At 54.0% G+C, this 24,166-nt stretch carries 33 protein-coding genes and 1 riboswitch; of the genes, 10 read left to right on the top strand and 23 right to left on the bottom strand.

Going from position 1 to position 24,166, the window contains the following annotated elements:
- Positions 1 to 21: 21 nt before the first annotated feature.
- The 3 genes from KNP79_RS10375 to KNP79_RS10385 all read right to left on the bottom strand — a co-directional run bounded on the left by KNP79_RS10375 (position 22) and on the right by KNP79_RS10385 (position 2,175).
- Entirely contained in the window at positions 22 to 1,014 is a 993-nt protein-coding gene (locus KNP79_RS10375) for a M23 family metallopeptidase (protein ID WP_215192284.1), read from the bottom strand.
- 181 nt (positions 1,015 to 1,195) lie between these two features.
- Positions 1,196 to 1,375 (bottom strand): hypothetical protein, encoded by a 180-nt coding sequence (locus tag KNP79_RS10380; protein WP_034779676.1) that lies wholly within the window; start codon positions 1,373 to 1,375, stop codon positions 1,196 to 1,198.
- Entirely contained in the window at positions 1,375 to 2,175 is an 801-nt protein-coding gene (locus tag KNP79_RS10385; RefSeq protein WP_215192286.1) for a GNAT family N-acetyltransferase, read from the bottom strand. The genes KNP79_RS10380 and KNP79_RS10385 overlap by 1 nt, the downstream gene beginning before the upstream one ends.
- 70 nt (positions 2,176 to 2,245) lie before the next feature.
- Here KNP79_RS10385 and KNP79_RS10390 point away from each other — a divergent pair, with 70 nt between their 5' ends.
- Positions 2,246 to 2,710: a GNAT family N-acetyltransferase gene (locus KNP79_RS10390; RefSeq protein ID WP_034779680.1), complete on the top strand. Its 465-nt coding sequence runs from the start codon at positions 2,246 to 2,248 to the stop codon at positions 2,708 to 2,710.
- Here KNP79_RS10390 and KNP79_RS10395 read toward each other — a convergent pair.
- The 4 genes from KNP79_RS10395 to KNP79_RS10410 form a co-directional block, all read right to left on the bottom strand.
- Positions 2,691 to 3,278, bottom strand: coding sequence for a GNAT family N-acetyltransferase (locus tag KNP79_RS10395; RefSeq protein WP_034779682.1), 588 nt, complete (start codon positions 3,276 to 3,278; stop codon positions 2,691 to 2,693). The genes KNP79_RS10390 and KNP79_RS10395 overlap by 20 nt on opposite strands.
- 94 nt (positions 3,279 to 3,372) lie before the next feature.
- Complete coding sequence (locus KNP79_RS10400; protein WP_215192288.1) at positions 3,373 to 3,975, bottom strand: NUDIX hydrolase; 603 nt, start codon at positions 3,973 to 3,975, stop codon at positions 3,373 to 3,375.
- A complete protein-coding gene (locus tag KNP79_RS10405; protein WP_251132943.1) occupies positions 3,975 to 4,847 on the bottom strand; it encodes a S66 family peptidase in 873 nt (290 codons plus the stop codon). Before KNP79_RS10405 ends, KNP79_RS10400 begins: the two co-directional genes overlap by 1 nt.
- A 66-nt stretch (positions 4,848 to 4,913) precedes the next feature.
- Positions 4,914 to 5,219, bottom strand: coding sequence for a hypothetical protein (locus tag KNP79_RS10410; protein ID WP_215192292.1), 306 nt, complete (start codon positions 5,217 to 5,219; stop codon positions 4,914 to 4,916).
- Between the two features lie 146 nt (positions 5,220 to 5,365).
- On the opposite strand from KNP79_RS10410, the gene KNP79_RS10415 reads away from it, so the two are divergent.
- Together KNP79_RS10415 and KNP79_RS10420 are read left to right on the top strand one after the other, a co-directional pair.
- The gene (locus KNP79_RS10415) at positions 5,366 to 5,680 is read left to right on the top strand and encodes a hypothetical protein (protein WP_215192294.1); all 315 of its coding nucleotides are present in this window, start codon (positions 5,366 to 5,368) and stop codon (positions 5,678 to 5,680) included.
- Positions 5,681 to 5,765: 85 nt separating this feature from the next.
- The gene (locus KNP79_RS10420) at positions 5,766 to 6,551 is read left to right on the top strand and encodes an SDR family oxidoreductase (protein WP_034779695.1); all 786 of its coding nucleotides are present in this window, start codon (positions 5,766 to 5,768) and stop codon (positions 6,549 to 6,551) included.
- 31 nt (positions 6,552 to 6,582) lie between these two features.
- Here the strand turns inward: KNP79_RS10420 and KNP79_RS10425 are convergent, their stop codons facing one another.
- The 11 genes from KNP79_RS10425 to KNP79_RS10475 all read right to left on the bottom strand — a co-directional run bounded on the left by KNP79_RS10425 (position 6,583) and on the right by KNP79_RS10475 (position 15,568).
- On the bottom strand, positions 6,583 to 7,380 hold the full coding sequence (locus tag KNP79_RS10425; protein WP_138858599.1) for a GNAT family N-acetyltransferase: 798 nt from the start codon (positions 7,378 to 7,380) through the stop codon (positions 6,583 to 6,585).
- A 67-nt stretch (positions 7,381 to 7,447) separates the two neighbouring features.
- Positions 7,448 to 8,515 carry a saccharopine dehydrogenase family protein gene (locus tag KNP79_RS10430; RefSeq protein ID WP_215192296.1) on the bottom strand — a complete coding sequence of 356 codons (1,068 nt, stop codon included), beginning with the start codon at positions 8,513 to 8,515 and terminating at the stop codon, positions 7,448 to 7,450.
- Between the two features lie 66 nt (positions 8,516 to 8,581).
- On the bottom strand, positions 8,582 to 9,052 hold the full coding sequence (locus KNP79_RS10435) for a hypothetical protein (protein ID WP_215192298.1): 471 nt from the start codon (positions 9,050 to 9,052) through the stop codon (positions 8,582 to 8,584).
- A gap of 91 nt (positions 9,053 to 9,143) precedes the next feature.
- Entirely contained in the window at positions 9,144 to 9,773 is a 630-nt protein-coding gene (locus KNP79_RS10440; RefSeq protein WP_029594468.1) for an NADPH-dependent FMN reductase, read from the bottom strand.
- Positions 9,770 to 10,762, bottom strand: a complete 993-nt coding sequence (locus tag KNP79_RS10445; protein WP_215192300.1) for a ring-cleaving dioxygenase — start codon at positions 10,760 to 10,762, stop codon at positions 9,770 to 9,772. Before KNP79_RS10445 ends, KNP79_RS10440 begins: the two co-directional genes overlap by 4 nt.
- Positions 10,763 to 10,798: 36 nt before the next feature.
- Complete coding sequence (locus KNP79_RS10450) at positions 10,799 to 11,233, bottom strand: MarR family winged helix-turn-helix transcriptional regulator (protein WP_251132944.1); 435 nt, start codon at positions 11,231 to 11,233, stop codon at positions 10,799 to 10,801.
- Positions 11,234 to 11,365: 132 nt separating this feature from the next.
- Complete coding sequence (locus KNP79_RS10455; protein ID WP_215192304.1) at positions 11,366 to 11,800, bottom strand: GNAT family N-acetyltransferase; 435 nt, start codon at positions 11,798 to 11,800, stop codon at positions 11,366 to 11,368.
- Positions 11,801 to 11,810: 10 nt separating this feature from the next.
- Positions 11,811 to 12,938 carry a tetratricopeptide repeat protein gene (locus KNP79_RS10460; RefSeq protein WP_215192306.1) on the bottom strand — a complete coding sequence of 376 codons (1,128 nt, stop codon included), beginning with the start codon at positions 12,936 to 12,938 and terminating at the stop codon, positions 11,811 to 11,813.
- A 49-nt stretch (positions 12,939 to 12,987) separates the two neighbouring features.
- Positions 12,988 to 13,527: a ribonuclease FAU-1 family protein gene (locus KNP79_RS10465; RefSeq protein ID WP_029594462.1), complete on the bottom strand. Its 540-nt coding sequence runs from the start codon at positions 13,525 to 13,527 to the stop codon at positions 12,988 to 12,990.
- A gap of 64 nt (positions 13,528 to 13,591) precedes the next feature.
- Positions 13,592 to 14,644 (bottom strand): DUF58 domain-containing protein, encoded by a 1,053-nt coding sequence (locus KNP79_RS10470; protein WP_215192308.1) that lies wholly within the window; start codon positions 14,642 to 14,644, stop codon positions 13,592 to 13,594.
- A gap of 3 nt (positions 14,645 to 14,647) precedes the next feature.
- Complete coding sequence (locus KNP79_RS10475; protein ID WP_215192310.1) at positions 14,648 to 15,568, bottom strand: AAA family ATPase; 921 nt, start codon at positions 15,566 to 15,568, stop codon at positions 14,648 to 14,650.
- A gap of 98 nt (positions 15,569 to 15,666) precedes the next feature.
- Between KNP79_RS10475 and KNP79_RS10480 the strand changes: the two genes are divergently transcribed.
- Together KNP79_RS10480 and KNP79_RS10485 are read left to right on the top strand one after the other, a co-directional pair.
- Positions 15,667 to 16,359, top strand: coding sequence for a hypothetical protein (locus KNP79_RS10480; RefSeq protein ID WP_215192311.1), 693 nt, complete (start codon positions 15,667 to 15,669; stop codon positions 16,357 to 16,359).
- Between the two features lie 92 nt (positions 16,360 to 16,451).
- Positions 16,452 to 17,198 carry a hypothetical protein gene (locus KNP79_RS10485; RefSeq protein ID WP_215192313.1) on the top strand — a complete coding sequence of 249 codons (747 nt, stop codon included), beginning with the start codon at positions 16,452 to 16,454 and terminating at the stop codon, positions 17,196 to 17,198.
- Between the two features lies 1 nt (position 17,199).
- Here the strand turns inward: KNP79_RS10485 and KNP79_RS10490 are convergent, their stop codons facing one another.
- Positions 17,200 to 18,168, bottom strand: coding sequence for an aminoglycoside phosphotransferase family protein (locus tag KNP79_RS10490; RefSeq protein ID WP_215192315.1), 969 nt, complete (start codon positions 18,166 to 18,168; stop codon positions 17,200 to 17,202).
- Between the two features lie 42 nt (positions 18,169 to 18,210).
- Between KNP79_RS10490 and KNP79_RS10495 the strand changes: the two genes are divergently transcribed.
- The 3 genes from KNP79_RS10495 to KNP79_RS10505 all read left to right on the top strand — a co-directional run bounded on the left by KNP79_RS10495 (position 18,211) and on the right by KNP79_RS10505 (position 19,537).
- Positions 18,211 to 18,531, top strand: coding sequence for a hypothetical protein (locus KNP79_RS10495; protein ID WP_214796461.1), 321 nt, complete (start codon positions 18,211 to 18,213; stop codon positions 18,529 to 18,531).
- Positions 18,532 to 18,555: 24 nt separating this feature from the next.
- Positions 18,556 to 18,654: riboswitch (TPP riboswitch) on the top strand.
- Between the two features lie 64 nt (positions 18,655 to 18,718).
- Entirely contained in the window at positions 18,719 to 19,207 is a 489-nt protein-coding gene (thiW, locus tag KNP79_RS10500; RefSeq protein WP_214834162.1) for an energy coupling factor transporter S component ThiW, read from the top strand.
- Positions 19,208 to 19,270: 63 nt separating this feature from the next.
- Positions 19,271 to 19,537 (top strand): hypothetical protein, encoded by a 267-nt coding sequence (locus tag KNP79_RS10505; protein ID WP_215192317.1) that lies wholly within the window; start codon positions 19,271 to 19,273, stop codon positions 19,535 to 19,537.
- On the opposite strand, the gene KNP79_RS10510 is transcribed toward KNP79_RS10505, so the two are convergent.
- Together KNP79_RS10510 and KNP79_RS10515 are read right to left on the bottom strand one after the other, a co-directional pair.
- Positions 19,532 to 20,011, bottom strand: coding sequence for a GNAT family N-acetyltransferase (locus tag KNP79_RS10510; RefSeq protein ID WP_215192319.1), 480 nt, complete (start codon positions 20,009 to 20,011; stop codon positions 19,532 to 19,534). The genes KNP79_RS10505 and KNP79_RS10510 overlap by 6 nt on opposite strands.
- Positions 19,993 to 20,493, bottom strand: a complete 501-nt coding sequence (locus KNP79_RS10515; RefSeq protein WP_215192321.1) for a YcxB family protein — start codon at positions 20,491 to 20,493, stop codon at positions 19,993 to 19,995. Before KNP79_RS10515 ends, KNP79_RS10510 begins: the two co-directional genes overlap by 19 nt.
- A 93-nt stretch (positions 20,494 to 20,586) precedes the next feature.
- Between KNP79_RS10515 and KNP79_RS10520 the strand changes: the two genes are divergently transcribed.
- Both KNP79_RS10520 and KNP79_RS10525 read left to right on the top strand, forming a co-directional pair.
- Positions 20,587 to 20,985, top strand: coding sequence for a VOC family protein (locus tag KNP79_RS10520; RefSeq protein ID WP_214796453.1), 399 nt, complete (start codon positions 20,587 to 20,589; stop codon positions 20,983 to 20,985).
- Positions 20,986 to 21,097: 112 nt separating this feature from the next.
- Positions 21,098 to 22,927: an LTA synthase family protein gene (locus KNP79_RS10525; RefSeq protein WP_215192323.1), complete on the top strand. Its 1,830-nt coding sequence runs from the start codon at positions 21,098 to 21,100 to the stop codon at positions 22,925 to 22,927.
- Between the two features lie 19 nt (positions 22,928 to 22,946).
- On the opposite strand, the gene KNP79_RS10530 is transcribed toward KNP79_RS10525, so the two are convergent.
- Complete coding sequence (locus KNP79_RS10530) at positions 22,947 to 23,831, bottom strand: VOC family protein (RefSeq protein WP_214833303.1); 885 nt, start codon at positions 23,829 to 23,831, stop codon at positions 22,947 to 22,949.
- 14 nt (positions 23,832 to 23,845) lie between these two features.
- Positions 23,846 to 24,130, bottom strand: a complete 285-nt coding sequence (locus tag KNP79_RS10535; protein WP_214796447.1) for a putative quinol monooxygenase — start codon at positions 24,128 to 24,130, stop codon at positions 23,846 to 23,848.
- Positions 24,131 to 24,166 lie beyond the last annotated feature (36 nt).

Genomic DNA, 24,166 nt, shown 5'->3' on the forward strand with positions numbered 1-24,166 from the left:
GACGCAACGAATTTCGTTGCGTCAATAAGTGGCTTTAATGGGCGACGCGCCACCGAGTACTTCGGCGACGTCCATCGGGTTGACCGTGTTTCCGGCCGAACTGGATGAATAGGCATATTCGCCTTTATGCACTTCGAAATGGAGGTGAGGACCTGACGAGTTGCCGGTGTTGCCGATTTGGCCGATGCCTTCGCCTTGGAGCAACGCCTGTCCTTTTTTCACTTCGATTTTATGCATGTGCGCGTAGACCGTGGTCCATTTCTGACCATCGATTTCGTGCTCGATGAAGACGTGCTTGCCATAAGGACCACCTGACTTGACGTCGGTGACCGTTCCGGCCGCGGCCGCGTAAATCGGTGTGCCGACGTTCGCGGCGATATCGAGTCCGTTATGGAACGTGTACCCGAACTGTCCGCTCGCAGCGCCGTAGCCTTGTGACAGACGACCGGTCGCCGGCATCATGAACTTCTCAGGCGCTAACGCTGCCGTTTGTCGTTTCAAATCTTTCAACTCGGCGGCCCGATGTTTCAATTGCTTGTAGGCGGCTGAATGGGTCGAGCGGGCTTTCTTGTGCTCTGCGTCCACTTTGGCCTGTTCGTTCTCTAATTTTTCTAACGACCGAGTCGTCGCCGCTTGTTTCTCTTTCAAGTCAGCCTCGGTCTTTTCAGATGCCGCCGCTTCCGCTTTCGCGCTCGGAAGCACAGTCGATAGCACTTGTTTGAACAGGGATGGATCATCCGTCTCGGGATTCAGCGCCGTCTCGTATGACGCGAGTTGCGCGTTGGCACGATCAATCTTCTTTTGAATCGCGTTCTTTTTTGCTTCAACCGCTTCAGCGCGGCGTTTGGCTTTCGCGACCGATTGTTTCGAGGTATGAAGCCGCTGTTCGGTCTGTTCGAGCGATTTCGTCGCCTTGACGAGGTCTTGCGGGGTAAGTTGATCCGCCGATACGGCTGAAGTCCCTGAAAAAATCAGGACGCCTGTACCGACGGTTACGAGTAGTTGTTTCCACATATATTGATAAAAACCTCCAAATAGGATGATTCGCTAGCTATATAAAAAGCTACAAGTGCGAATATAGCATCCTTGTTTGAAAAGTTCAATATATGAAGCATTTCATTTATATGTCGAACATGTCAAAACGGTGAGTCGACCCTCCACAAACTTCACTCAAACTTCATACGTCCTATCGCGGTCATCGCTTTCGTTTCAATACGATTATGACAATACTGAGGGCGGCGCAGACGGTCAAGGCCGGGCCACCGATTAAAAAGAACCGGGTGCTGGCTGATGACAAGTTCGTCGTCAGTCCGAGGATTGTGAACAAATTCCCGACAATCAGCAGCACCATCAGGACGGGCAAGAAACGATGCATCACACGATACCTCCCGGTTTGACCATCTCGAATTGAGCGATGGCGTCCTGCACGAATCCGAGTCGGCGGGCTGCCTCGATCAAGGCCGGACGATCCGAAGTGAGCGTCAGTTTAATCGGACCGGCCGCTGCTGCCGCTCGCAACAACCATTCCGCATCTTCATCCCGACCAAACACATCAAGGAGCAAATCGCCTCGAAAAAGGAGGGCTCCTGTCGTCTCGCCCTCACGGACTCGCACAAGCTCAGCCTGTTGTTGGGTCGTACGAACGTCGACTTGCCAAATCGGTCGGTGGGTCGCAGACGGATAATACGTCTCGAATAGCTCGGTGATCGGTTCCGGTTCGAGCGACGCCTCCGTCTCGGTCGGTACAGATTGGAAGTATATAATTTCTCGAACTGTTTCATAGCCGAGCCGTTCATAAAGCGTGAGTGCTGGTTCGTTCCCTTGGATGACTTCAAGCAGGCGTGTGCCCATCGCTTGTTCATCGAAGCGGCGCATTAACTCGTTCGCGATGCCGAGGTGTCGATAGCCAGGGGCGACCGCCAAGCCACCGCAACGAGTGACCCACCCCGAATCCAGGTGCGCCACGCCGCTCAACATGACGGCAACAGGACGATCGTCCGCATAGGCGACGACGGAACGGGATGGCTGGTTTTGATCGCGGACGAGAAACACCGCCTCAAATCGAGCCTCATCCATGTCAAAGTGAATCATATAATCAGAAAAACCGTCCATGAAGGCATGGTATAAATCCGCGAGCGGTGGATTTTGGACATAAGAAATGATTGGTCTCGCCATCGTGCTCAGTTCCTTTCGAGTTAGAGTTCAGTATACTAGAAGAGTCAACTTACACCGAGGAGGAATCCGGATGTCAATCAAACTCGAACCACTCCGTGACGCCCATTGGCCTGTCTTGGAGACATTTTCCCTACCGCTCGACCAAGAGAAATATACGACGCTCCCAACAGATCTCGATTCGCAGTTGCCAGACGGGGTGTACCCTGTCGTCATCACGACCGATGAGCCCGTTGGCTTCTTTCTGCTCCACGACACGGAACGGGTCGCCTCTTACACGGAGGCGCGAGATGCGTTATTGCTCTCGATGTTTTCCATCAATCATCCGGCTCAAGGAAACGGCCATGCCAAAGCGGCGCTCCGTCTCTTGCCGAGTTATGTCCGGGAGCACTTCACCGATAAACACGAGGTCGTCCTGTCAGTCAATCTCAAAAATGAGCCGGCCTTCTCGCTCTATCAAACTGTCGGCTTCGTCGACACCGGCCGCTTGATCGACGGACCGGTCGGACCCCAACGCATCATGTCGCTGCAGGTATAAGTTCGCCGGGTAAGATGCTGTAGACGGCTGTGTCCGTCAAGCGCTTTCCGTCAGCGGACAAGTCCTCGTTTCGGAGCGTGCCTTCCAACTGAAAGCCGAGCCGTTCCGGAATCATTCGACTTCCTTCATTGGTCGACTCGCATTGGATTTCAATCCGCTGGAAGCTGAAGTGGGCGAATCCGAAACGGACGATCGCCTCGACCGCCTCGCTCATATAACCGTGGCCGGTGTGTTCCGTGTGAAGCCAATAGCCGACTGCAGCCTTCCGTACGTCCCAGTCAATCTCAAACAGGCTGACCGTCCCGACGAACGTCCCCGTCTCCCGTAAAAAGATGAGGTACCGAAAACTCTCACCTGTTACATAGAGTTCCTGTGCCCGCTTCAAGTTTTCTTCCGTCTCGGATAACGTCGGCACTTCTTGCGCGAACGGAAGCCAGCGCTTCAGTTCATCATGCGACTCCCGAATCGCCTCGTTGACGATACGGGCATCTTCTCCGGCGCGAGGTGCCCGCAAGTATAACCGTCCGGTCTCAATCTGGAGCGGTGTATCTGTACGTTCAACGTTCATCTCGTCATTCCCCCCTCTTCACTTGCGAAAACACCAAACCAAAAGACTACCTAAACCGAGCACGAGCAATACGTTCAGCAGTTGCCAAATAAAATCAATCATGAGACCCGCCTCGATTGCTTGAAGTCAACTCTTCAAGGCCTGTCAAAACTTGCTCCCAATAACTTGCGGGATGGGGCACGAGATCTTGCTTCGTCACGGTCCGTGTCTCCCCTGAGATTGCCGAGATCGACTCAACCTCCGCATGCTTCCCGGCCAAAAGCGACCGGAACGCCGCAAAATCGACCGTGACGACATCGCCCACTTCCGTCTCATCTAATGTAAACGGTTCTTCCGCGTACGCGTAGACATATGTATGGGCGAATTCTCGATCCAAAAATGTCCCTGTCTCGATCACGTCTTCGAAGACGCCGAGCGGAGTCAGTTGATCGAACGTCAGGTCGAGCCCGAGCTCTTCATGAATCTCCCGCACCCCGTCCCGAACGGTCTCTCCGGCCGCCAAATGCCCGGCTGCCGTGATATCGAACAATCCGGGAAAATCTGCCTTCCGTTCGCTTCGAAGTTGCAGGAAGAGACGGTCGTGGGCCGTCATCCAACAATGGAACGTTTCATGCCAGTCCCCGTCCCGGTGTACATCGGCGCGTGACTTCAACCCAACTTTCTTCCGCCGGTGGTCTACGACCGTGATGAATTCCATTATCGCGTCACTCCATCCTCTAAAAAAGTGATTGTCCCTGACGTCGCATCGAAATGTTCATGTTTCCCGATGATGAGTCCATTGATTTGATTGAACACTCCGGCCAGTTTGAGCATACTGAGGGAACGTTCCTCGTCTGCCATCGTCTTGAACGAGTCTTCTAAAAACAGGATGACCCCGTCCAAGTCTGGGAAATAGTCCGATTTCAAGAATCCGGTCATCGTGTTCATGTTCCCACCAATCAACTTGCCACGAGCCTGACCTTCTCGGAGAGTGAGCCAGCCATCATTCGGGCGGAAATTTTTCTCCCGGTCCTGCGTCGACCAATCGACCATCTCCTCGATCCACTCTCGGGGAACGTCGAGTGTGTAAGGCGCCGTCCGCTCCAAACAGAGTACCTCTCGCACGTAGCGCTCCCCGTCCGCAAACATCGTCTCGTATTCCCCGAACGACGGGACGATGGCTGGACCGTAGAACGTCGTCACGCCCGTCTCCGTATAGCAGGCGAGGAGGAGTGCTGTGACATCGCTATACCCCATGATGATTTTCGGATGTTGTCGCAACGCCTCGTAATCGATATACGGTAAGAGTGAGTTCGAGTTCGTCCCCCCAATCGTGCTGATGATCGCTTTCACGTCATCATCACGCAGCAGCTCATTGAACTCCTCGGCCCGTTCTTGGATCGAGGCCGAGCGGTATCCTTCTGAACGGTGCGTGCACCGTCCTTCTCGAACGAGAAATCCCATCCGCTTTAGCTGTTCAATTCCTCGCGCATACCGTTCCGGAAAACGGACCGGTGCCGGAAACGAGGGAGTGATGATTCCAATCGTGTCCCCCGCCCGTAACGCCGGCGGTTGTTTACTTGTACCCAACATCATCGCTCCCTCACGTTCGTTTCATTCACTGTACGGGTTCCAAGAGTCGGCTGACAACCTATCTTAAAACAAATCAGGGTCTTCCGAGAGTGTCCGTACCTTTCGAATTTTCTGCGGGCGACCAATCCAACCGAGCACAAGAAAGAAGAATCCGCCCGCAACGATACAAAATAATCCGACCAATCCCGCGATGATGCCATTGAATCCAAACCGTTCTCCGCTCAAGACAAGGAGGAAGGGCGAGCAGGTGAACGCGACACCTAACATCATCATTCCGCCCCATATGCGTCGCCGCGGAAAACCGATTGTCCACCATCCGAACGCCACCAATCCTGAAATGATCAAACTAACCAGCCCGACTGAAATCATCGTCAGCGCCTCCACTCATCAAATTGTCTTGTTTTATTCCGCATCACCGATTCAAATTCCTGTCAAAAGAACCCTATACAATTCCTGTAATCGGGTAAATAACTAATGGAAACCATCGTACCGGAATACCGCAGAGGAGGAACATCATGAGGACACGACTCATCTTTGCCCTCGCGTTTATCGGTCTTTGTTTAGTGGCAGTGTATTGGATTAGCACATGGGACGACCATCAAATCGAGGGACGGATTGAGCAAATCGATATCCCGCAATTGATGATTGGTCCGAGTGACGTCTCAGGCAGTGAGATGAAGTTGCAGACGATTTTAATCAATGATCAGACCGAAGTAACCGGGAGTGCGGACGACGTGCAAGAACTCCGAGTTGGTCAAGTCGTCACGGTGGAGCTCGACCGGGACGCAAAACTCAAGATTGCCGTGTCAATCCATGTAACACCGGATTAAGCGACACGGCTTTTTTTCAGAAAACGAGCATAGTTTTCATAGAACGGTGGAATATGAGAACAGGAAGCTGAAAGGAGCGAATTGAATGATTTCAAATACATTGTTATCGGGGAAAGTCGCGTTCATCACAGGCGCAGCATCCGGAATCGGACGCGCCGCCGTCATCCGGTTCGTCCAGGCGGGGGCGAAAGTCGCCATCATCGACTTAAAATTGGAAGATGCCCAGCAACTCGCGAGCCTGATCGGAGAAGAACGGGCCATCGGCATCAGTGCCGACGTTGGGAACGAAAACGAGATGAAACGGGCGTACGAACAAACAGTCGAACGTTTCGGCCGTGTCGATATTGTCTTCGCGAACGCGGGTCGTAACGGGACAATCACACCGATCGAGCATTTGTCGCTCGAGGATTGGAACGGTGTTGTCGAGACGAACTTGACAGGCACGTTCTTGACGGTGAAACATGCCATCCCTTACTTAAAGGAACGAGGCGGCAGCATCATCATCACGTCATCCATCAACGGGAACCGTTATTTCAAAAACTTCGGTTTCAGCGGCTATGCGACGACAAAAGCCGGACAGACCGGATTCGCCAAAATGGCTGCAGCCGAGCTCGCCCAGTTCGGCATTCGCGTCAACTCGATTTGTCCCGGGGCCATCGATACGAACATCGATGACTCGACGAACCGAGACGACGCCTTGCTTGAGGAAGTCGTCATCCCGATTGAATACCCGGAAGGGAATCAGCCGCTCGCCGGCAAGTCAGGCACGGCCAAACAAGTCGCGGACGTCGTGTTGTTCTTCGCGAGCAACATGTCGAGCCACGTCACCGGTTCCGAGGTGTACGTCGACGGCGCCGAATCTTTGCTTTAACGACAACAGGTCGCCCCGCGGGGCGACCTGTTTATTTGAGGATTGGGCTTTTCATGACCGCTTTCTGATAGAACGGGATAAAACCTAAACGCTCCATATTGCGGCCCGAGGCCGTATCGACTTTCGTTGTGACGGTCACGTACTGACAACCCGCAGCTTTCGCGGCAGCGATCCGCTCCAAGATGAGCTGTGTCTGGTAACCTTTGTTTCGGTAAGCTGGGATTGTGCTCGTCAAAAACAGTTCGCCCATCCCATCCTGGATGGCAAGAATACCACCGGCGACAGCCGTCTCACCTTCGCGAACGAGAAATGCTTGGTTTTCGGGGAGCGCGTAGAAACCTTTCGCTGTATCAATCGTCTCTTGTAAAATCGTTCCCGTCTCGGCAAAGCCAGCCGCGATGGCCCGGGCCCATTCGTTTACGTTATCGGCGTTCACCCGTTCGACCGCGTCCGGTTCATCTGATGGGAACACGAACGCATTCACGTCGAGCAACCAGACGTCGAGGAAGTGGTCGAGCGTATAGTTTCGTTCTTGCAACAACCGAAGGAGCGACATGTCCGCGAGTGGACAGACCTCGATATGTAGGCGGGACACGTTCTTCCCGCGCACCCACTTCTCCATCTGGTGCAAATCGTAAAAACTGGTCGGTCGATTCAACCCGAAGCCGACCGCGAAACTCGTATTGCCCATCCGGAAGACGTGGCCCTTGTTTTCAACAATCAATTCCGAACCTTCATAGGGAGGGGTCTGTTTACGATGCCGAATATAGGCAGACGTCCCTTCCGCTTTGATGCGTTCGATCCGCCTGGCTAGTTCTAAGCGTCTCATCTCATTCCCTCCCTACTAATCTCCCCTGAGTTTACCACACTTCGATTGCGAACAGATTGTGATTCCGTTACAGCCGGACCTCATCGACGACAAATGACGATGATCCTTCGATTTCTTCGATGAAGTGCGACCCGAACAGCATCGCCGGTGTAAAGCTACCTGGGATGACACGGCCCGATCCGACAAGACGCTTCACGACCTCAAGTGCGCCGTACACGGTGAAGGCATACGTGCTCGCCGTCTTGATGCGAACGATCACTTTACGTCCTGAGGCGTCCGTCGCCTCGCCCCAGACATACGTCGAGGAGCGTTCCCGTTCTGACTCGTCCGGTCCGCTCACGTGCTCATCGACATAACGGAGCAGTTTCCCTTGCACCGCGTCGCTGCCGAGAATCGGACCGAACCAAGATAAGAGACGCGCCCAGTAAGCGTAAGCCGTCGGGACCGGGACCCACGTCGTGATGTTCGGGATGCCCGTCGTATAATAGGCGGTCGAGACATCTCCCCATGGAATGGCGATGGCCGTTTTCTTGCCGCGTCCGAAATCGATGTGACGACGTTTCTCGCCCAGCGGGAATGGTGTCAATTCGCCATCTTTTCGTTCGGCACTGCTCGACCCGAGTCCACGGATCGCTGTTTTCAGCGTCCCGCGTGAGATACCGGCGGCCGCCGAGAAGCCGAGGGCTAGATTCGTCGCGTCCGGCATCAGCTCTTTCAACTTGCGGGCCACACAGTCGGTCGGGATGACGTCGAAGCCGACACCCGAACAGAGTAACACGCCGGCCTCTTGCGCGAGCTTAGCCCGTTTCTTCGAGTGGATGTATTCGAACACCTCGATTTCCCCGGTAATATCCAAGTAATGTGTCTTCGTGGCGAGACACGCCTCGACCATCGGCCGACTCGTATCGGCGAACGGTCCGGCACAGTGTAACACGAGGTCGATGTCTTCCAATTGGCGTGTCGCCTTATCAAGCGACAAGTTGAAGACGCGCGTCTCGCACCCGAGCTCCTCCCCGAGCTTGGCGATCGCGTCCGCACGCCGACCCGCGAGCACCGGTGTCATCCCTTGTTTCACCGCTTGACGGGCAATCAGTTCGCCTGTATAGCCGTTCGCCCCATAAATCATCCATTTCATCACGATTCCTCCTTCAACTCTGCAAATATGTCTTTTCTTTGTTCCCTATCCTGCCAACTTTCACCCTTATAAACGATGCATCACGTCTTGCATCACACCGCCCAAATAGACGATGCCAAAAGCCGCCACTACGACACCGACTGGGATGATGAGACTCGACCAAGCCTGTCTCGTTTCGAATCGACAGTCTTTATGCGACAAGTAGCGGTCAATCATCCAATATAAAACTGCCGCTCCTGCACCAAGCCAGAGCAAAACAAGTCCGAACCCGATATGTAAGCCAAACGAGACGAACGGCTCGAACCGCATCGACATTCGGCGTGCCACCCAGTCGCTGAACACTGATGTCAACACCCCGTACGTGACGATGACCGGGAAACTGACTGACAAATAGGTGGCCGTCAGCACCAGAAGCCCGTTCACCGTATCGCTCACCCTACCGCTGTCCGGATGTTGCAGGATGACGACCCAACACGCCAACAAGAGTGCATAAATCGGAGCCGTGAGCGACGCCGCGACAATTTTCCGAGCCCACATGCACGTTCCCCCCTTCTTCCACTCCAACTTTACACGACCCATAAAAAAAGCGCACAAAAAAACCAGCCTCGTGAAAAGGCTGGTCGAGTCATCAGTTATTCGCAGCTTCTGCCGCTTTCGAACGGACCGTCTGCATCGCTTCTGTCCATGGGACGAGCTGGTCGAGCATATCGTTGACCGATTGGACTTGAACGTCTTTCGGTGCGAAATGTGTCCCGTTCTCGAAGTCTGTGAAGAGCGAGAGCGCTGGGTGGACACGGACGTGAGCGATCAAGAGCTCGCTCAACACGCCGCGTAAGTGTTCTGTCGCACGTGCGCCGCCGACCGAACCATATGAGACGATACCGGCTGCTTTGTTATGCCATTCGTTGCGTAAGTAGTCGAGGGCGTTTTTGAGCGCACCTGTGATCGAGTGGTTGTATTCTTGGACGATGAAGACGAAGCCGTCCATCTCCGCGATTTTCTCAGACCATGCCGCGGCACCTGTTGCGTCGCCGCCTGGCTCGCCGAGAAGCGGGAGGCTGTAGTCTGCGATATCGATGATTTCATAGTTAGCGTCACCGCGTTTGTTCGCGATTTCTTTCACCCATTCTCCGACTTGCGGGCTGACGCGTCCTTCACGAGTAGATCCGAGTACGATTCCAATTTTCAACATGTTAGTTCCTCCTTGTGAGTTGGTTGGTTCTTCTTGTTTACCGAACAAACGATTTAAAAAGCTCATTTCATGCCCTCATATTCTTTCTCAAACGTTTTTGTACTTCTGACCGTATCAATCGGTCGAACCATCGCTTCAATCTGTTCCCGCTTCGGTTCTAAGAACGGCGGGAGTGACAATTTCTCACCGACCGTCTCATACGGTTCATCGCCCATGAACCCTGGTCCGTCCGTTGCCCATTCGAACAGGATTTGCGGCGCGACCCGTGCGTAAGACGATTCGAAGAAGAAGCGGTCGACATAGCCTGATGTCGGTAACCCGAACTGTTGCAATCGTGCCGTCCATTCATCGAGGACACTGCGGTCATCGACACGGAAAGCGACGTGATGCACGGTTCCGAACCCTTGGCGCGCGACTGGTGACGTCTCGTCATGAATGACGACGACTTGCGCCCCGTTTCCACCCTCACCTCCTTCAAAGAGATGCGCGTCGCCTTCTTGTCCGATTTCTTCGAACAACATGACTTGCTCCATCACTTGTTTGAAATACGTAAAATCCGCGATGCGGATAAAGATTGGACCGAGGCCCGTGATAGCGTACTCGAGCGGCACCGGGCCGTTTTGCCACGGTTCGCCTGACGCGACGCCGACGTTGAACTCATCCGAGATGAGTTGATACGCCTGTTCGTCAAAGTCGACGAACGCGAGCGTCTTCTTGCCGAACTGCTCTTGAATCCCTTCATGCTTCACGCCGAGGCGGTTGAAGCGACGTTCCCAATACGTGAGCGCCTCATCGGTCGGGACACGGAACGACGTCTTGGCGATTTCATTCGTCCCATGTACGCCTTTTGGGATGCCAGGGAAATCGAAGAACGTCATATCCGTTCCAGCGCTGCCTTTATCATCGGCAAAAAATAAGTGGTACGTCTGAATGTCGTCTTGGTTGACCGTCTTTTTGACGAGACGCATTCCGAGGACGTTCGTAAAGAAGTCATAGTTCTTCTCGGCGCTGCTCGTAATCGCCGTCACGTGGTGAATGCCTTTTACATGGTTCATTCGAATCGCTCCTTCAAAATCTTGATTTCGAGATAATTAATTAAATTTTTTTGCCGCTTCGGCGCGTTTGCCGACCGTCTTCAATTGAGTAATCGTGTCTGTTAAATCAAGTCCGTCGAACAGCTCGTCCATCCGTTGTTCATGGGCTGGAAAGATGCGCGCCATGAGTGTCTGACCGTCTTCCGTCAACGCCGCATACGTGACGCGCCGGTCGCTCGGACAGGCTTTGCGAATCAAGTAGCCTTTCGTTTCGAGCCGGTCGACGATGTACGTCATGCTCCCACTCGTCAGCAATACTTTTTTGCCGATCGTCTGAATCGGTTGATCACCTTTATGGTACAGCAATTCAAGGACCGAGAACTCGGTCGGATTCAGCCCGTACTCGGCGACTTCATGCTTGACCACGTCTTGAATCGATTGCGAGGCCCGAAGCAATACCGTGATTGCTTTTAACGTTTGCCGTTCTTCCATGTGTTCCCCTCCTCTGCTGAGAGAAAACAATACTTTAAATTTAATTATCTTTAATTCGAGATAAATATAACATGACAAATTTGATGGGTCAATCATTTTGTTTCAAAAAAAAAGACGAGTTGCTTCGTCTTTTCACGCGCGGCGAATGACCGCCATCTCCCGCCCGAAGCGATCGCCTTCATCGACGAAGCCCAAGCTTTCGTATAATCGATGCGCACCCGTATTGTCCGGATGATAGCCGACAACGATTGGTTCGGTGCCGAACTGCCCCATTTCATCGAGCATGAGTTCGGTCGCCTGACGGCCAATGCCTTTCCCTTGGTGCGTGTGATCGACCATGATGCGATACACCCAGCGCGCGTCCAACTCCTCAAGTGCGGTGTTGTACATGAGGAAACCGACCATCGTCTCGTCCTCATAAATGGCGCGGGCCTCGAGCGTCGGTTCGTACACCGCTTGTAGCAAAGAAATCGCGTTCGGTTCCATATACGTTTGTTGTGCGTCAGTCAATGTGAGCTGACAGCACGTATACCAGTTTTGGTCTGTGATTGGTTGCAGTGTGATCATTCGGTTCTCCTTAGTCATACGTCTCGTCAAGATTGCGCGCATAGAACGCGATGGCGCGACGATACCGTTTGATGCTGTCATCTGGCTCCGGGCTCGCGAGCAGCTCGAGCAACGTACCGGTCGCCTCACTGTGGCGTCCGAGATTATAATGGGTCATCGCTTGAAATACTTTGAGCGCCCCGATGTCTGGGAACTGTTCAATCGCCTTGGCGAACAACGCCTCAGCGTCCTCATAGCGGCCGAGCGCCCGGTACGTGCTACCGAGTCCGATATACGTCTCACGGAGCTCGTCTCCAGTGAGCCCGAGCCGAATCGCCCGTTCATAATGCGGGACGGCTTGACGCTCTTCGCCGAGCGAGTCATAACACGAGGCGCAATGGGCATGGAGGCGCGGATTCTTCTCGTCTTGCCGGAGCAACATCAGGAACAGCTGCTTCGCCCGTTCGAGCTCTCCGTTCTCGCGGAGACGAATCGCTTCGTCGAGCCCCTTCTCTTCTGGGGTTTGGACTTCCAAGTCACTCAAGTCATCAAGCCACGCTTGCAACAATTCGTAATAGCGCCCAACATGGACGCCATCGACGAGGGCATGGTGGGCTTGGACCGAGAGCGGCATCGTCATCCGATCACCGGTCTCCGTGAATTTGCCCCAGGCGATGCGCGGCACCGTATCATGCTGTTGGTCGTGTGTCGGGTGGCTGATGCTCGTGAACGTGACCCAAGGCACGCTCGTGATGTAAAGCAGACTGTCCGGCTCATCGTCGCCGACGACGACTTCCCGTTTCGCCCCGCTCATCCGGGCCGTCACTTCTTCCATGAAGTCCGGGAACGCGTCTTTATAGGTCGCCGTGCAAAAGTTGAAGACGTCATCGTCCATCATGACGGTAAACGAGGGATGCACGACGTCGTGCTCGATGACCTCGTCGCCGCGAATGCGGTAGCGAAGCTCCGGGATGGCGTTCGCCGTCTTGACGGCACCGTACAAGAACAGTTTAAAGAACGACTGGCCGGTCCGTTTGGCATGCGTATGTAACTTCGTCACATCAACGCTCGCCGTCACATTGAAATGCGGAGCGTCAAACGCCTTGAAGAATTCGTAGTGCTTCTTGCGCGACCACGTCTCGGTATTGATGATTTTCATGATTCGTCCCCCTGTTTTTTCTTTCACTGTACCAAAGGGAACAGGCCGTTCAAAGTTTTTGCTTCAACTCGGTGTAATGCTCGTTCGCCAAGTCGAAATAGACGAAGTCCCGACGTTCAATCCGGTCGAGCGTCGCATGGAAGTCACGCCAGCCCTGCTCGACGAGCTCCGGCGTCAGTTCTCCGGCCTCCGTCGCTTCCTCGAACTCGTCCTCGTCTTTGCGGACAACGTCCCCGTTCGGGAAGATGAGGATGTCGAGCAACAAGTCGTCCATATACGGGATTCCGTCCTCGTATCCGATTGCTTCGACGATATCGATGTACCATTGAACGATGTGCCCTTCATCATTAAACATGACGGTCACACCGAACGGCTCGTCGTCCGGGAAATATTGGAGCCAGCTGTAACCGGCATCGGCGACGATGAACTCTTCTCCCTTGTGCATCTTATATTGAGGTGCGCGGACCGCATCGATTTGAAACAAGGCAACGGTCCCAGAGAAACGGTCATCATGTACCTCCATTTGCGCGTAGCGATGTTGCAAAATCCGTTCCCAGTCTCGACGATTGGCAAATTTCCGTTTTGGCATATGTCTCTCTCCTTTTGACCCAATTCATACGTAAAGAGTTCGCTAAAATCCGACATTTCCCTGTTCAATCGTACAGATTGTGTTGATTGAACCAGACGAGGTGGCTTTGCTTCAATCGTTTTCGCTCGACCATCCGCGTAAAGGCGTCTGTCGAGATGAAGCGATTGCCTGGGTGAATCGTCGCTAACTGCAGCAAGATGAATCGAATGCCGCGCTCGCCTTCCTGAAGCGGGACATGGAGCATCGTCCCATCCTCATCGAATCGATTTAAAAACAACTCGATTTTGCAGTCCTCTTTTAACAGGCGCGATGTGACGAAGGCGGTTTGACTGATGAGCGATTCGAAGTCGTGATGGAGCGTATAACCGGACGGACCGGTCAAATCCAAGGCAAACGTGAACGTATCGAGCGTCGTCTGTTGAAATACTTTTGACTGCAGTCGTCCGAGTTTGGCGGTCGCATACCAATCGATTTCCTTCACCGGTTCCCCTTCATACGGTTTCGACCCGATCAGTTGCAACGGATTTCGAAGCGGTGACGCCAAAAGCGGCCGGTCCCCGAGCGCTAGCCGTTTCGTCCCGACCGGTGGATGTAACAGGAGCGATGGAAGCACGGTCCACTCTGTATCGACCGGTCGTTCATACAAATACGTCCCAAGGCGAAACGGGAGCGTGACGGCGATGACGCATTCCTCGAACATGGCTGGACCGCGATACTCGGCGCGCACGACCAATTCGTGCCGGGCTCGACCGACATCGACCTCATAGTCGAGCACGTTCGGAAGGCGCTCATGCGCCGGAAAGCTGATCCCTGAGCTCGACTTCAAACGAACCCGCAGCGGCAGTCCGAGCCGGTCCAACTCATCCACCCCATCGACCACCAACACGATTCGACTCTCATCTCCGACAAACAGCAATTCTTCGTATTGCGTGAACCGGAGATCGATGTGTCGCTCAAGTTGTTGCCGCGTCCGCTCGAGCATCCAAATCGCACTCGCTACAATGAAACATAGATAGCCCAACCCATAGACGTACGGGAAGAACACGAGCATGGCTCCGCTCACGAGATATATAGGGAGGAGCCGGCGCTGCAACCAAGCGTGCGTGGACAGGATCATCCGTCAGCCCTCGACCGGCACGGGCACGGTGTCTAAAATGTGTGCGATGACATTCGCTTTCGTCGACTTGATGCCGCCTTCGAGCGTCAAGCTGATCCGATGGGCAAGCACATACGGCGCCACGGCTTTGACGTCTTCCGGGATGACGTACAGTCGGCCGGCCAAATAGGCATAGCTTTGACAAGCGCGGAGCAACGCGATCGCGCCGCGTGGGCTGACTCCGACCTCGACGGACGCGTGCGCCCGGGTCGCATGGACGAGACCGAGCATATAGTCGAGGACATCGTCCTGAATCGCGACTTGTCTCGTCTCGGCCTGCGCTTCTTGCAGCGAGGCGAGTGACGTCACGGCCTCGATGTGTTTGCGGGTCTCGGTCAACACTTGCAACAACAGTTCTCGCTCTTCGACGGCGTCCGGATAGCCGACCGGAATCGAGATGAGGAACCGGTCGAGTTGCGCGTCTGGGAGCGGGAACGTCCCGGCCGATTCAATCGGGTTTTGCGTCGCGATGACAAAGAACGGTTTCGGCATCGGATACGTCTTCCCGCCGATTGAGACTTGTCGTTCCTCCATCGCTTCGAGCAGCGCCGACTGGGTGCGTGGGACAGACCGGTTGATTTCATCAATCAAGACAATGTTCGCGAAAATCGGACCTTGCCGATGGTCAAAGCCTTGCGTCTGCATATTGAAGTAGTCGGTCCCGATGACGTCGGACGGGAGCAAATCGGCCGTAAATTGGATGCGCGAGAATGACCCGTCCAAACTGCCGGCAATCGCTTTTGCGAGCAATGTCTTCCCCGTTCCAGGTACGTCCTCGAGCAAGATGTGCCCTTCGGCGAGAAGCGCCGTGCAGCAGAGCCGGACGACTTCACCTTTCCCCAAATACACTTCATTCAACTGTTTGATGACCGCTTCGATTCCCATTTCGTTCCCCTCCGTTGGTAGATGTCTTATTCGAAGTTTACCTGTTTATGGTAATATAGACAATAAATAGTCTGAACATTCCGATAAGGAGGGAAAGGATGAAGTGGTCATCTCGATTTATAGGGTATCTTGTTGTGACAGCTTGTCTCGTTGTGACGTTCGTCTTTGTCAGCAAGGAGGCGTTCAGTTGGTTCCAAACGATTAATACACCTGCTCCAATTAACGTGACGGAAGTGAACAGAGAAGAAGAGGATAAGCGGCAAACAGGCGGCATCGATATGGGGAAAACGACAGGGCCCAAATTTGAGGGAGACCCTCGCCCGAAGGAAAAGATGCTCAAATTCAAATTTGGTAGCGGGAATGGTGATGCCCCAGGCGGACTCGGCACATTGTTCGCCTTCCTTGCCGCCATCGGGTTGACCGTCTATGGCGTGCGTAGATGGCTGCGTCGTCGACGGGGAAAAGGATTCACGTTCTCTAGTAGACAGAACGCCTTGGCGCCACTGTCTCTCAACGCGGACACATCGATTGAGGCACGGACGTTCCCGATGCTCACGAATATCGAACTGAGGGATTGGCTGATCACGTTCAACGCGTCGCTCGCCCCTGAGTTAAAACTTCGGACGAATGAGACGGTCGTCGACTGGTTCGAACGCATCGAGCTGACAGATATCGACGCCTCGCTCTATCATCTGATTCGTTATGGTCCCGCATCCGATCGTGACATCCCGTTCGAGCAGCAACAACGATTTCACGAGGCACTCGACCGTTACTTGAAGCGGCAACCCTGAGCGAGAAAGTACCCGGGTTCTCAATGACTGGCAAACATGCTACGCTCATTGAGAACAGGAAAAAAATGTAACTTTCTTAGGAGGTTTGATTGATGAAACGCCTAGGCCTACTCGGATTCAGTGTGTTTTTATTGACCGGGTGCACCGATTCCGTTGAGCAACCCATCGTCCCAGCCGATACAAATGAGCCGTCGCCCGAAGACATCACCGCTTGGACGCGAGAAGATTTTAAAGACGTCTTCGACCAATATAAAAAAGTCCCGCCGCTCTTGAAGGCACTCGAGAACGATGGACTCACCCCGTTCCGCGAGACGTTCGAGCACGTCGTCATCGCCGGCGACGGCATCCATCATACATACGCCGACATTCATCCGTTCAAACTTGACGACGGCACGTACGCCACCGTCTATGAGAGCGCGAACGGAGACATCGCCAACGGCCCCGAGTCGGTCGCGCCGCTGTTTTGGCAAGAGGCGTCGTTCCTCCAATTCGTCGAAGAAATCGAGAAACGAAAATATGGGACGAGTGCCCCACCAACGGACGTCGTTTTGACCGAAGACGAGTTTCAGGCGCTCTATAACCGTCACGCTTATACGTCCGCACTCATCGTCGAGCTCGACGAATGGGGCGTGCAAGTCGCGCGTGACCCGCTCGAGAACGTCATCATCGCGGGGAACGGGGTCAAGGAAGTGAAGGCCGATTTGATCGTCTTTGAGGTCGAGGGTGGCTATGCCATCGTCTATGACCGGGGCGGTGAGATCTTCAAAGGGCCGGAGTCGATTGCTCCGCTGTTTTGGAGCGAGACGGATTATGAAAACTTACTTGAGAAGTATGAATGACTTATCGGACACGTCGTTTCAAGTCCCGGTACTCGAGTAGCAAATTGAGCCATTGCGCCGGCTTATCGCTCGACTCAGCTACATCGTACCGGTACCTCGTCACATACACATGCCACGACAGTGCCCGATAGACGCAACCGAGCTCTTCGGCGATCAACAAGTGACGCCAAAGCACGTCTTCGGGTGCGACGCCGCTCCACGCTTCCAAGTAAACCGTACGCATCGTTTGAATCTGTTCATACCAGGCGACCTCGTCTTCTTCCGGCAATAAGTCGTACAGCGCGTTCCAAAACACGCGCACGCTGAAAAACGGATGCGTGACGGTCGCGTCGCCCCAGTCGAGGATACACAAATCATTCGTCCGTTCCCGCCAGAAGATGTTGCCGCCGTGCAAATCACCGTGCTCGAGACTCATCGGCATCCCAATCGCCAGCTCATCGCACATCGCGATCAATTCATCTTGAAGCGCGAGCATAGCCTCGGCTTTGTATTGCTCGAGCCCGGCGCAGAGCTCAGGTAAATACGTGCGAATTTCGCCCTTCAACTTGGCCGGTCGGCGGTCCGGGATGCCGTAAGACAAGTAGGTCTCGATCTGGTCGATCTCCTGTCGCTGCAGCTGTGCGTATTGACGCAACGCCGCTTCGTATCGACTCACGTCAGGTCGTTCACGTAGCGCCTCTCCGCCGATGTCTCGCATGAGCAACCAGTTCCGGGCTGAATCGATGGCGATGACGTCAGGCACGAAATCAGGATGCCGCTCGGCCAGAAACGCCGACAATCCGGCCTCGCCGCGGCTGATATCGGTCACCGCTTTGGCGTAGTAACGTTCCTCATCGAGCGCGCCAACAAGCAAGTACGTCAAATCGGTATCTTTGATCACGTGCCACCTCGCATTCGGCACGTTTGCCTCAATCCATCGTTCGAACCGTTCACGAAACGATCGGTCACGCCATGGGATTGCCTGTCTCATCCTGTTCACCCTTTCTTTCATCATCTCCTAGGAGGAAACGATATGGACGTTGTATATTACTCATACCCGGTCGATGCCATCTTGTATATGTACTTAGGGGCGACGGCCATCGTCAGTCTCATCATCGGGCTGCTCGTTTGGCGTCTGTTCAAGCGCCGAGATGTCGGCTTTTGGACAACGCTCGTTCTCAGCTTTGTCGGGCTGTCGCTCTCGCTCGTCTGGTTTCAAAACGCGTCCGTCGCCGTGTTCATGGGGACACTCCCGTGGCTGATCAATCTCGTCTTCTCCCTTTTGTTGTACGGTCTGTTCGTCGGCATCATCTATGTCACGTTCCGACCACGAAAGCTCGACCGCGTCAAATGACGGTATGCTATACTCATGTTAATAAACGACCACTAGGGGAGCCTTCGGGCTGAGACGGCATGCGCCGGACCCTTCGAACCTGATCTGGCTCATACCAGCGTAGGGAAGTGGTGTGGGATTCGTCTGTCTTTCCACGCCACTTTTCCACTTGGAGAAGTGGCGTTTTCATTTTGAAAGGAGACTATCTATGCGTATTCAACAACTCACTTGGATGGCGATGCTCATCGCCATCGCCGTCATCGGTTCCCTGTTCATCTCGATTCCGACCGGTGTCGCCCGTGCCTATCCGATTCAACATATGGTGAACGTCATCGCCGCCGTCACCGTCGGGCCGATCGGGGCCGTTCTCGTTGCGTTCGTGACCGGAATCGTCCGTGTCATGACCGGTACCGGGTCGCTCTTGGCCTTTCCCGGAGGTATGATTGGGGCGCTTTTGGCCGGGGTCTTCTATATGAAGACGAACCGCGTAGCCTTCGCCGCATTTGGTGAAGTCATCGGGACCGGCCTCATCGCTTCGCTCGTCGCCGTCCCGTACGCCAAGGTGTTGATGGGGACCGAGTTCGGGGCGCTGTTCTTCTTCCCAGCCTTCCTTGCCTCGAGTGTGACTGGGGCCGTGCTCGGCTGGATTGTCTTGGCTCGGGTCAAGCAATTGCGACCGCTCACGGCGAAGCGATAAATACTTCCCTCCCACTGATAGTAAATGGTAAAATCAGGATATCAGATATTAGGAGGTCATTTCTTGAATCGATTGACGCTATTATTGGCGGCCACCGCTTGCCTGTTCATGTCCGGTCTCTTGTACACGCTCGAACGGATCGCCACGTTCACCCGCTGGAATGCCCAGATTGCGACGGGCACGTTTTCCAGCGAGCCGATGTTCGTCGATGTGTTGCTTCAAAACGTGTTCATCTCGATTTTCGGAGTGGCTGCCATCTTCCTCTTTTTCAAAGCGGGCAACGCTGTCCAAAATACATCGTCCACAAAAGCAGGGACGGCCGACTTATGACGGCTGTCCCTGTTTGACGTGATACACCCAAATCTCTTCCCCGTTTGCCTCATCAATCAAGCCGCTGTCGACAAATCCACCCTTCGCATAAAATCGTTTCGCCGGTTCGTTCGTCGGATGGAGACTGAGGATGAGGTCATCCACATCGAATCGCTCTTGAATCCACACGAGTGCCAACTGTAAAAAGCGTGACCCGATTCCTTTCCCTTGCTCTGTCACATCGATCATAAATCGATCGAGCCAGATGTAACGCTCCACCTTGTTCTCGGCCCCAATCATCATGAAGCCGACGGGATGATCACCGCGACAAAGTGCATAGCACTGCCACGCATATTTGACATCGGTTTCCATCTCGCGGAGCGATTCGGCGTTCGTTTCGATAAAACGGGCTTGGTCAGAAGCGACGGTCAAGGCGACTACGGCATCCCGGTTCGTTTCATCGACGAGTTGAATCGTCAGCGTATCGGCAGCCATCGGCGCACCTCTTCCATGTCCAGTCCGCGCTTCGGCAAGATATAGGCGCTAACCGAGGAGTTGTATAGATACACATAATCGTCCTCCTCGACGACTTCCTTGATTCCTGCCCATGACACACGCGTCTCGCCGAATTCGTTTAAATCGCGAAGACCGTTTTCCTCCAAATCCATCGTATGCAAGCCAAGCATACCTTCGTTGCTGCGTTCGTCGATGAGACGCCGCGTCTGCTTCCGGACGTGCCGTTCAAAGTATTTCGGATAATATAGGAACCACAGAACGCTCGCGATTCCGTATATCCCGTACAGCCACCAGTCCGTCTCTTGGAGCCACGTCGCCAGCACGAAAGCAGCGCCTAAAAAGATAAGTGGTCCGATGATTCGCTGCAGGAGAATCATTCGCTTTCCGGTCTTCGAACGTTTAATATGGCTCAAGTTGAACCGGATATAGTCGTCTTCCGTCAATTCGTATTGGATTTTCATCATCATTCCCTCCTCGGTGTCCTATACGTCTCACGTGAAGAAAAGTTCCGTTCAGAACGTTGATTGGATAAACTAAAAGAAAGGAGTGACATCATGAAACAAATCCACCATCTCTGCATCCAGACGCCCGACTATGAGGCGTCCAAACGATTTTATGAGGCGCTCGGCTTCGAGCTCGTTCAAGAGTCGCCCGACTTTCATACGCGCGCGTACAACAGCTGGCTCAAACTTGGCGACTTTTATATCGAGCTCCAAACGGCGAAAGTCGATGAGACGTTGTCACCGTATTCGAAGCATGCGGCCGGTCCGGTCCACTTCGCTTTGTACGTCGATGATCTCGAAACCGAAGTGCGGCGCCTTGAGGACCTTGGCGTGACGTTCTTACCGAAACACGGCGGGAACATCTACTTCGTCGTCGACGGTCATTTGAGTAAACTGAAAGCCCCGGAAGGCACGATTATCGAGCTCCGGGACACGTTTGTCATCAAGTGAGGCCACGAGCCTCACTTTTTTTATTGGATTCGCACACCCTCATGTTTTTCGCCGTCGTCGAACAGGTACATGACAGAGAACACACTTTGTCCGTACCATTTGGAGGCCTCTCATGAAATATCTCGATTATTGGACCTATTTAACATTATCGCTCACGAAACTGTTCCTATTCAGTCTGTTGACGGCGAGCGCGTTCGACCTGCGCTTTTTGTTCATCAATCTAGCGACCATCTTGATGATGACGAGTTGGGCGCTACTCATAAAACAACAGACGCGCCGCTGGATTTTGTTCGCGTCGCTGTTTCTGCACAGCACGCTCCTCATCTCGGACGTCTGGTACTACCGCTATTTCGGCAACTTGCTGTCGGCCGCCCTACTGTCTGATATCGGCCAGATGGGAGACGTCGGGGGCGGCTTTCTGACACTGATTCAAGCGCCCGACTTCATCTTGTTCACGGACTTGCTCGTCTACGCGGCTGTCCTCCTCTATATGAAGCGACACCCCATCACGGAACCGAAACGTCTCGGTCGCCGTTTGGCGGTCGCCGGTTTTCTTGTCGGCTTCATCGTCTTTACCGTCCCGACCGTCGTTCATTACGCCGAAACAGATCACCGGAAAAGCTCGATTTCGAACATGCGCGAGTATTATCAGCTCGGCTTTTGGGGCTATCACGGCCTCGATGCATTCCGCGGCATTCAGGACGCCCTTCATCTCGGTGACGACCTGACAGAACGGGAGCGCAGCCAAATCGAAGCGTTGGCGACCGAACCAGTGGAGACCACAGTCGATACGAACGTCATCGTCGTCCAACTCGAGTCGTTCCAAGCGTCCGTAATCGGTCAGACGGTCAACGGGCAGGAGCTGACGCCGAATTTGAACGCGCTTCGTGATGAGATGCTGTACTTCCCGAATTTTTATCATCAGACGCACGAGGGCCGGACGTCTGATGCGGAATTTACCGTCAACGCCTCGCTCTATCCTGTCAAATCAGGTTCGGTGTATACGCAGTATGCGACGAACACGTTTGACGCCTTGCCTGAGCAGTTGCGCCGAGCCGGCTATGATACGGCCGCGATGCATGCGTTCGACAAGGAGTTTTGGAATCGCGCCAACTTCTATGAGCAGATTGGCTACAACCACTTCTTCCACCAAGACGATTATCCGGCCGATCCGGTCATTGGTATGGCCGTCGGCGACAAGGAGTTCCTGATGACATCGGTCGACCACTTGGACACGTTGGACGAGCCGTTCTATTCCTTCATGGTCGCGTTGACGAGCCATACGCCGTATGAGATTCCGGTCGAGGAGAAACGGTTGGATTTATCGGAATACGAGGACCCGCTCCTCCAAGACTATTATCATACCGTCCACTACAGCGATGCCGCCGTCGGTCTCATGATTGAACGACTGAAAGCCAACGGAACGTGGGACGACGCCTTGGTCGTCTTTTATGGCGACCACGACAGCGGATTGACCGCTGCCGGTGACGAGATGGCTATAAAAGCAGACGCCGACTCCACGGTCGATTTGTTCCAGCTCGATCGCTCCGTCCCGTTATTCATCAAACCGGCCGGACTCGAACGAGGTCAGACGGTACAGGCGAGCGGCGGTCAAGTCGATTTGGCCCCGACCATCCTCGATTTGCTCGGGATGACACCGACGTACATGCTTGGAAGTTCGCTTCTCGACGATGAGCCCAATTTGACCGTGTTCCGGAACGGATCGTTCCGCTACGACGACCTTTATTTCGTCCCGGATTTGACAGAGCCGGTCGGCAGCGGCATGTGTTATTCGGTCGAGACCGGTGATGACTTGCCGCTTCAAACATGCGAACCATATATTGATCAAGCAGTCGAACAACTCCGTTTGTCCGATACAATCGTCGTGAAAGACGCACTGTCCGACTTCACACCAAACGACAAACAAGCCGCCCCGAAATAATCGGGATGGCTTGTTTTTGTCAGTAGACGTTTCGTAACGCGGCGACATCGATTTTCTTCATCGGTAAGAACGCTTGCGTCACTCGCGCCAATTGTTCCTTTGTTCCGGTCGTCAGCATCTCTTCCATCTCCCACGGCACGATTTGCCAGGAGACACCATACCGGTCTTGGAGCCAGCCGCACTGTTCCGCTTCCGGGACGGCCGACAGCTTGGCCCAGTAGTCGTCAATCTCGGCTTGCGACTCACAAAACGCGATCAGCGACTGCATCTCGTTGAAGGCGAATTGATGATTTTCCACGCTGTCCATGGCGACGAACTCACGTCCGGACAAGACGAAACGGGCATAATTGAGCTTTCCTTCCAACTCTGGGCCGTCTGTCGCCTCGTAACGGATCAGATGGTCTTCGAGCACATAAGAATCCGGAAAGGTGGAGATCCAGTCGTTCATCGCCGCCTCGGCCCGACCGAACACGTCTCCGACGAACAAAAAGCACGGGGTCACGGTCTGGATGTCCATCCCGCCGCTATGCATGATTTGCCACGAGACACCGTGCTTGTCTGTCAACCAGCCGTAGCGCTCGCTGAAATCATACGTGTCGAGCGGCATGAGCACCTCTGCCCCATCCATAAGTTCGTTCCACAGCGTCTCCACTTCTTCCGACGTCGGGAACGTGACCATGTACGAGATGGACGGGTTGCGTTCCTTTAACGGACCTGCCCCGAGCAGTTGAAAGAACTGTCCCGCCAGCGAGACGGTCACAACCGTCGTCTCACCCGAAGGCGTATCGCTCAGTTTCGTCGTATAGTCGACGAATGAATCCGGGAACTTCGACACATACCACTCCGCAATTGCCTCAACGTCATCTTCGAACCAAATACACGGGATAATCGGTTGAGTAATCATAATCCTTTCTCCTTTCAGACTTCACGCAGACGATACACGTCACGGACGGCGAGTAGCGTCTCAGCTGTCTTTCGGTATGCTTGGTAATGCGGTGAGTTGATGTGATGGTCAAGCGCCGTCTCGTCTTCGTACTTTTCATAGAACACGAACGTGCCCGGGGCATCGATTGACTCATGGAGCACATACGTCAGGCACCCCTCCTCTTGTCGCGACGGAGGAATGACCTCATCGAGCGCTTGCCGTAACTCGTCCTCTTTCCCAGGATGTGCCTTCAAGATAGCGGTGATTGTAATTGCCATATGCGATTCCTCCTCATTTTAGGACTGACGCAAAAC

The organism is Exiguobacterium sp. s7, from assembly GCF_018618195.1.
In the GTDB taxonomy this organism is placed as follows: Bacteria; Bacillota; Bacilli; order Exiguobacteriales; family Exiguobacteriaceae; genus Exiguobacterium; species Exiguobacterium mexicanum_A.

Coding starts and splice junctions, on each gene's coding strand:
- KNP79_RS10440 (WP_029594468.1), bottom strand. CDS start 9,773: ATGAGCTTTTTAAATCGTTTGTTCGGTAAACAAGAAGAACCAACCAAC.
- KNP79_RS10530 (WP_214833303.1), bottom strand. CDS start 23,831: ATGATTACTCAACCGATTATCCCGTGTATTTGGTTCGAAGATGACGTT.
- KNP79_RS10525 (WP_215192323.1), top strand. CDS start 21,098: ATGAAATATCTCGATTATTGGACCTATTTAACATTATCGCTCACGAAA.
- KNP79_RS10445 (WP_215192300.1), bottom strand. CDS start 10,762: ATGAACCATGTAAAAGGCATTCACCACGTGACGGCGATTACGAGCAGC.
- KNP79_RS10395 (WP_034779682.1), bottom strand. CDS start 3,278: ATGAACGTTGAACGTACAGATACACCGCTCCAGATTGAGACCGGACGG.
- KNP79_RS10410 (WP_215192292.1), bottom strand. CDS start 5,219: ATGATTTCAGTCGGGCTGGTTAGTTTGATCATTTCAGGATTGGTGGCG.
- KNP79_RS10375 (WP_215192284.1), bottom strand. CDS start 1,014: ATGTGGAAACAACTACTCGTAACCGTCGGTACAGGCGTCCTGATTTTT.
- KNP79_RS10495 (WP_214796461.1), top strand. CDS start 18,211: ATGGACGTTGTATATTACTCATACCCGGTCGATGCCATCTTGTATATG.
- KNP79_RS10435 (WP_215192298.1), bottom strand. CDS start 9,052: ATGTGGGCTCGGAAAATTGTCGCGGCGTCGCTCACGGCTCCGATTTAT.
- KNP79_RS10475 (WP_215192310.1), bottom strand. CDS start 15,568: ATGGGAATCGAAGCGGTCATCAAACAGTTGAATGAAGTGTATTTGGGG.
- KNP79_RS10490 (WP_215192315.1), bottom strand. CDS start 18,168: ATGAGACAGGCAATCCCATGGCGTGACCGATCGTTTCGTGAACGGTTC.
- KNP79_RS10535 (WP_214796447.1), bottom strand. CDS start 24,130: ATGGCAATTACAATCACCGCTATCTTGAAGGCACATCCTGGGAAAGAG.
- KNP79_RS10515 (WP_215192321.1), bottom strand. CDS start 20,493: ATGAAAATCCAATACGAATTGACGGAAGACGACTATATCCGGTTCAAC.
- KNP79_RS10400 (WP_215192288.1), bottom strand. CDS start 3,975: ATGGAATTCATCACGGTCGTAGACCACCGGCGGAAGAAAGTTGGGTTG.
- KNP79_RS10450 (WP_251132944.1), bottom strand. CDS start 11,233: ATGGAAGAACGGCAAACGTTAAAAGCAATCACGGTATTGCTTCGGGCC.
- KNP79_RS10390 (WP_034779680.1), top strand. CDS start 2,246: ATGTCAATCAAACTCGAACCACTCCGTGACGCCCATTGGCCTGTCTTG.
- KNP79_RS10470 (WP_215192308.1), bottom strand. CDS start 14,644: ATGATCCTGTCCACGCACGCTTGGTTGCAGCGCCGGCTCCTCCCTATA.
- KNP79_RS10420 (WP_034779695.1), top strand. CDS start 5,766: ATGATTTCAAATACATTGTTATCGGGGAAAGTCGCGTTCATCACAGGC.
- KNP79_RS10480 (WP_215192311.1), top strand. CDS start 15,667: ATGAAGTGGTCATCTCGATTTATAGGGTATCTTGTTGTGACAGCTTGT.
- KNP79_RS10385 (WP_215192286.1), bottom strand. CDS start 2,175: ATGGCGAGACCAATCATTTCTTATGTCCAAAATCCACCGCTCGCGGAT.
- KNP79_RS10380 (WP_034779676.1), bottom strand. CDS start 1,375: ATGCATCGTTTCTTGCCCGTCCTGATGGTGCTGCTGATTGTCGGGAAT.
- KNP79_RS10425 (WP_138858599.1), bottom strand. CDS start 7,380: ATGAGACGCTTAGAACTAGCCAGGCGGATCGAACGCATCAAAGCGGAA.
- KNP79_RS10520 (WP_214796453.1), top strand. CDS start 20,587: ATGAAACAAATCCACCATCTCTGCATCCAGACGCCCGACTATGAGGCG.
- KNP79_RS10465 (WP_029594462.1), bottom strand. CDS start 13,527: ATGCCAAAACGGAAATTTGCCAATCGTCGAGACTGGGAACGGATTTTG.
- KNP79_RS10415 (WP_215192294.1), top strand. CDS start 5,366: ATGAGGACACGACTCATCTTTGCCCTCGCGTTTATCGGTCTTTGTTTA.
- KNP79_RS10430 (WP_215192296.1), bottom strand. CDS start 8,515: ATGAAATGGATGATTTATGGGGCGAACGGCTATACAGGCGAACTGATT.
- KNP79_RS10485 (WP_215192313.1), top strand. CDS start 16,452: ATGAAACGCCTAGGCCTACTCGGATTCAGTGTGTTTTTATTGACCGGG.
- KNP79_RS10510 (WP_215192319.1), bottom strand. CDS start 20,011: ATGGCTGCCGATACGCTGACGATTCAACTCGTCGATGAAACGAACCGG.
- KNP79_RS10455 (WP_215192304.1), bottom strand. CDS start 11,800: ATGATCACACTGCAACCAATCACAGACCAAAACTGGTATACGTGCTGT.
- KNP79_RS10460 (WP_215192306.1), bottom strand. CDS start 12,938: ATGAAAATCATCAATACCGAGACGTGGTCGCGCAAGAAGCACTACGAA.
- thiW (WP_214834162.1), top strand. CDS start 18,719: ATGCGTATTCAACAACTCACTTGGATGGCGATGCTCATCGCCATCGCC.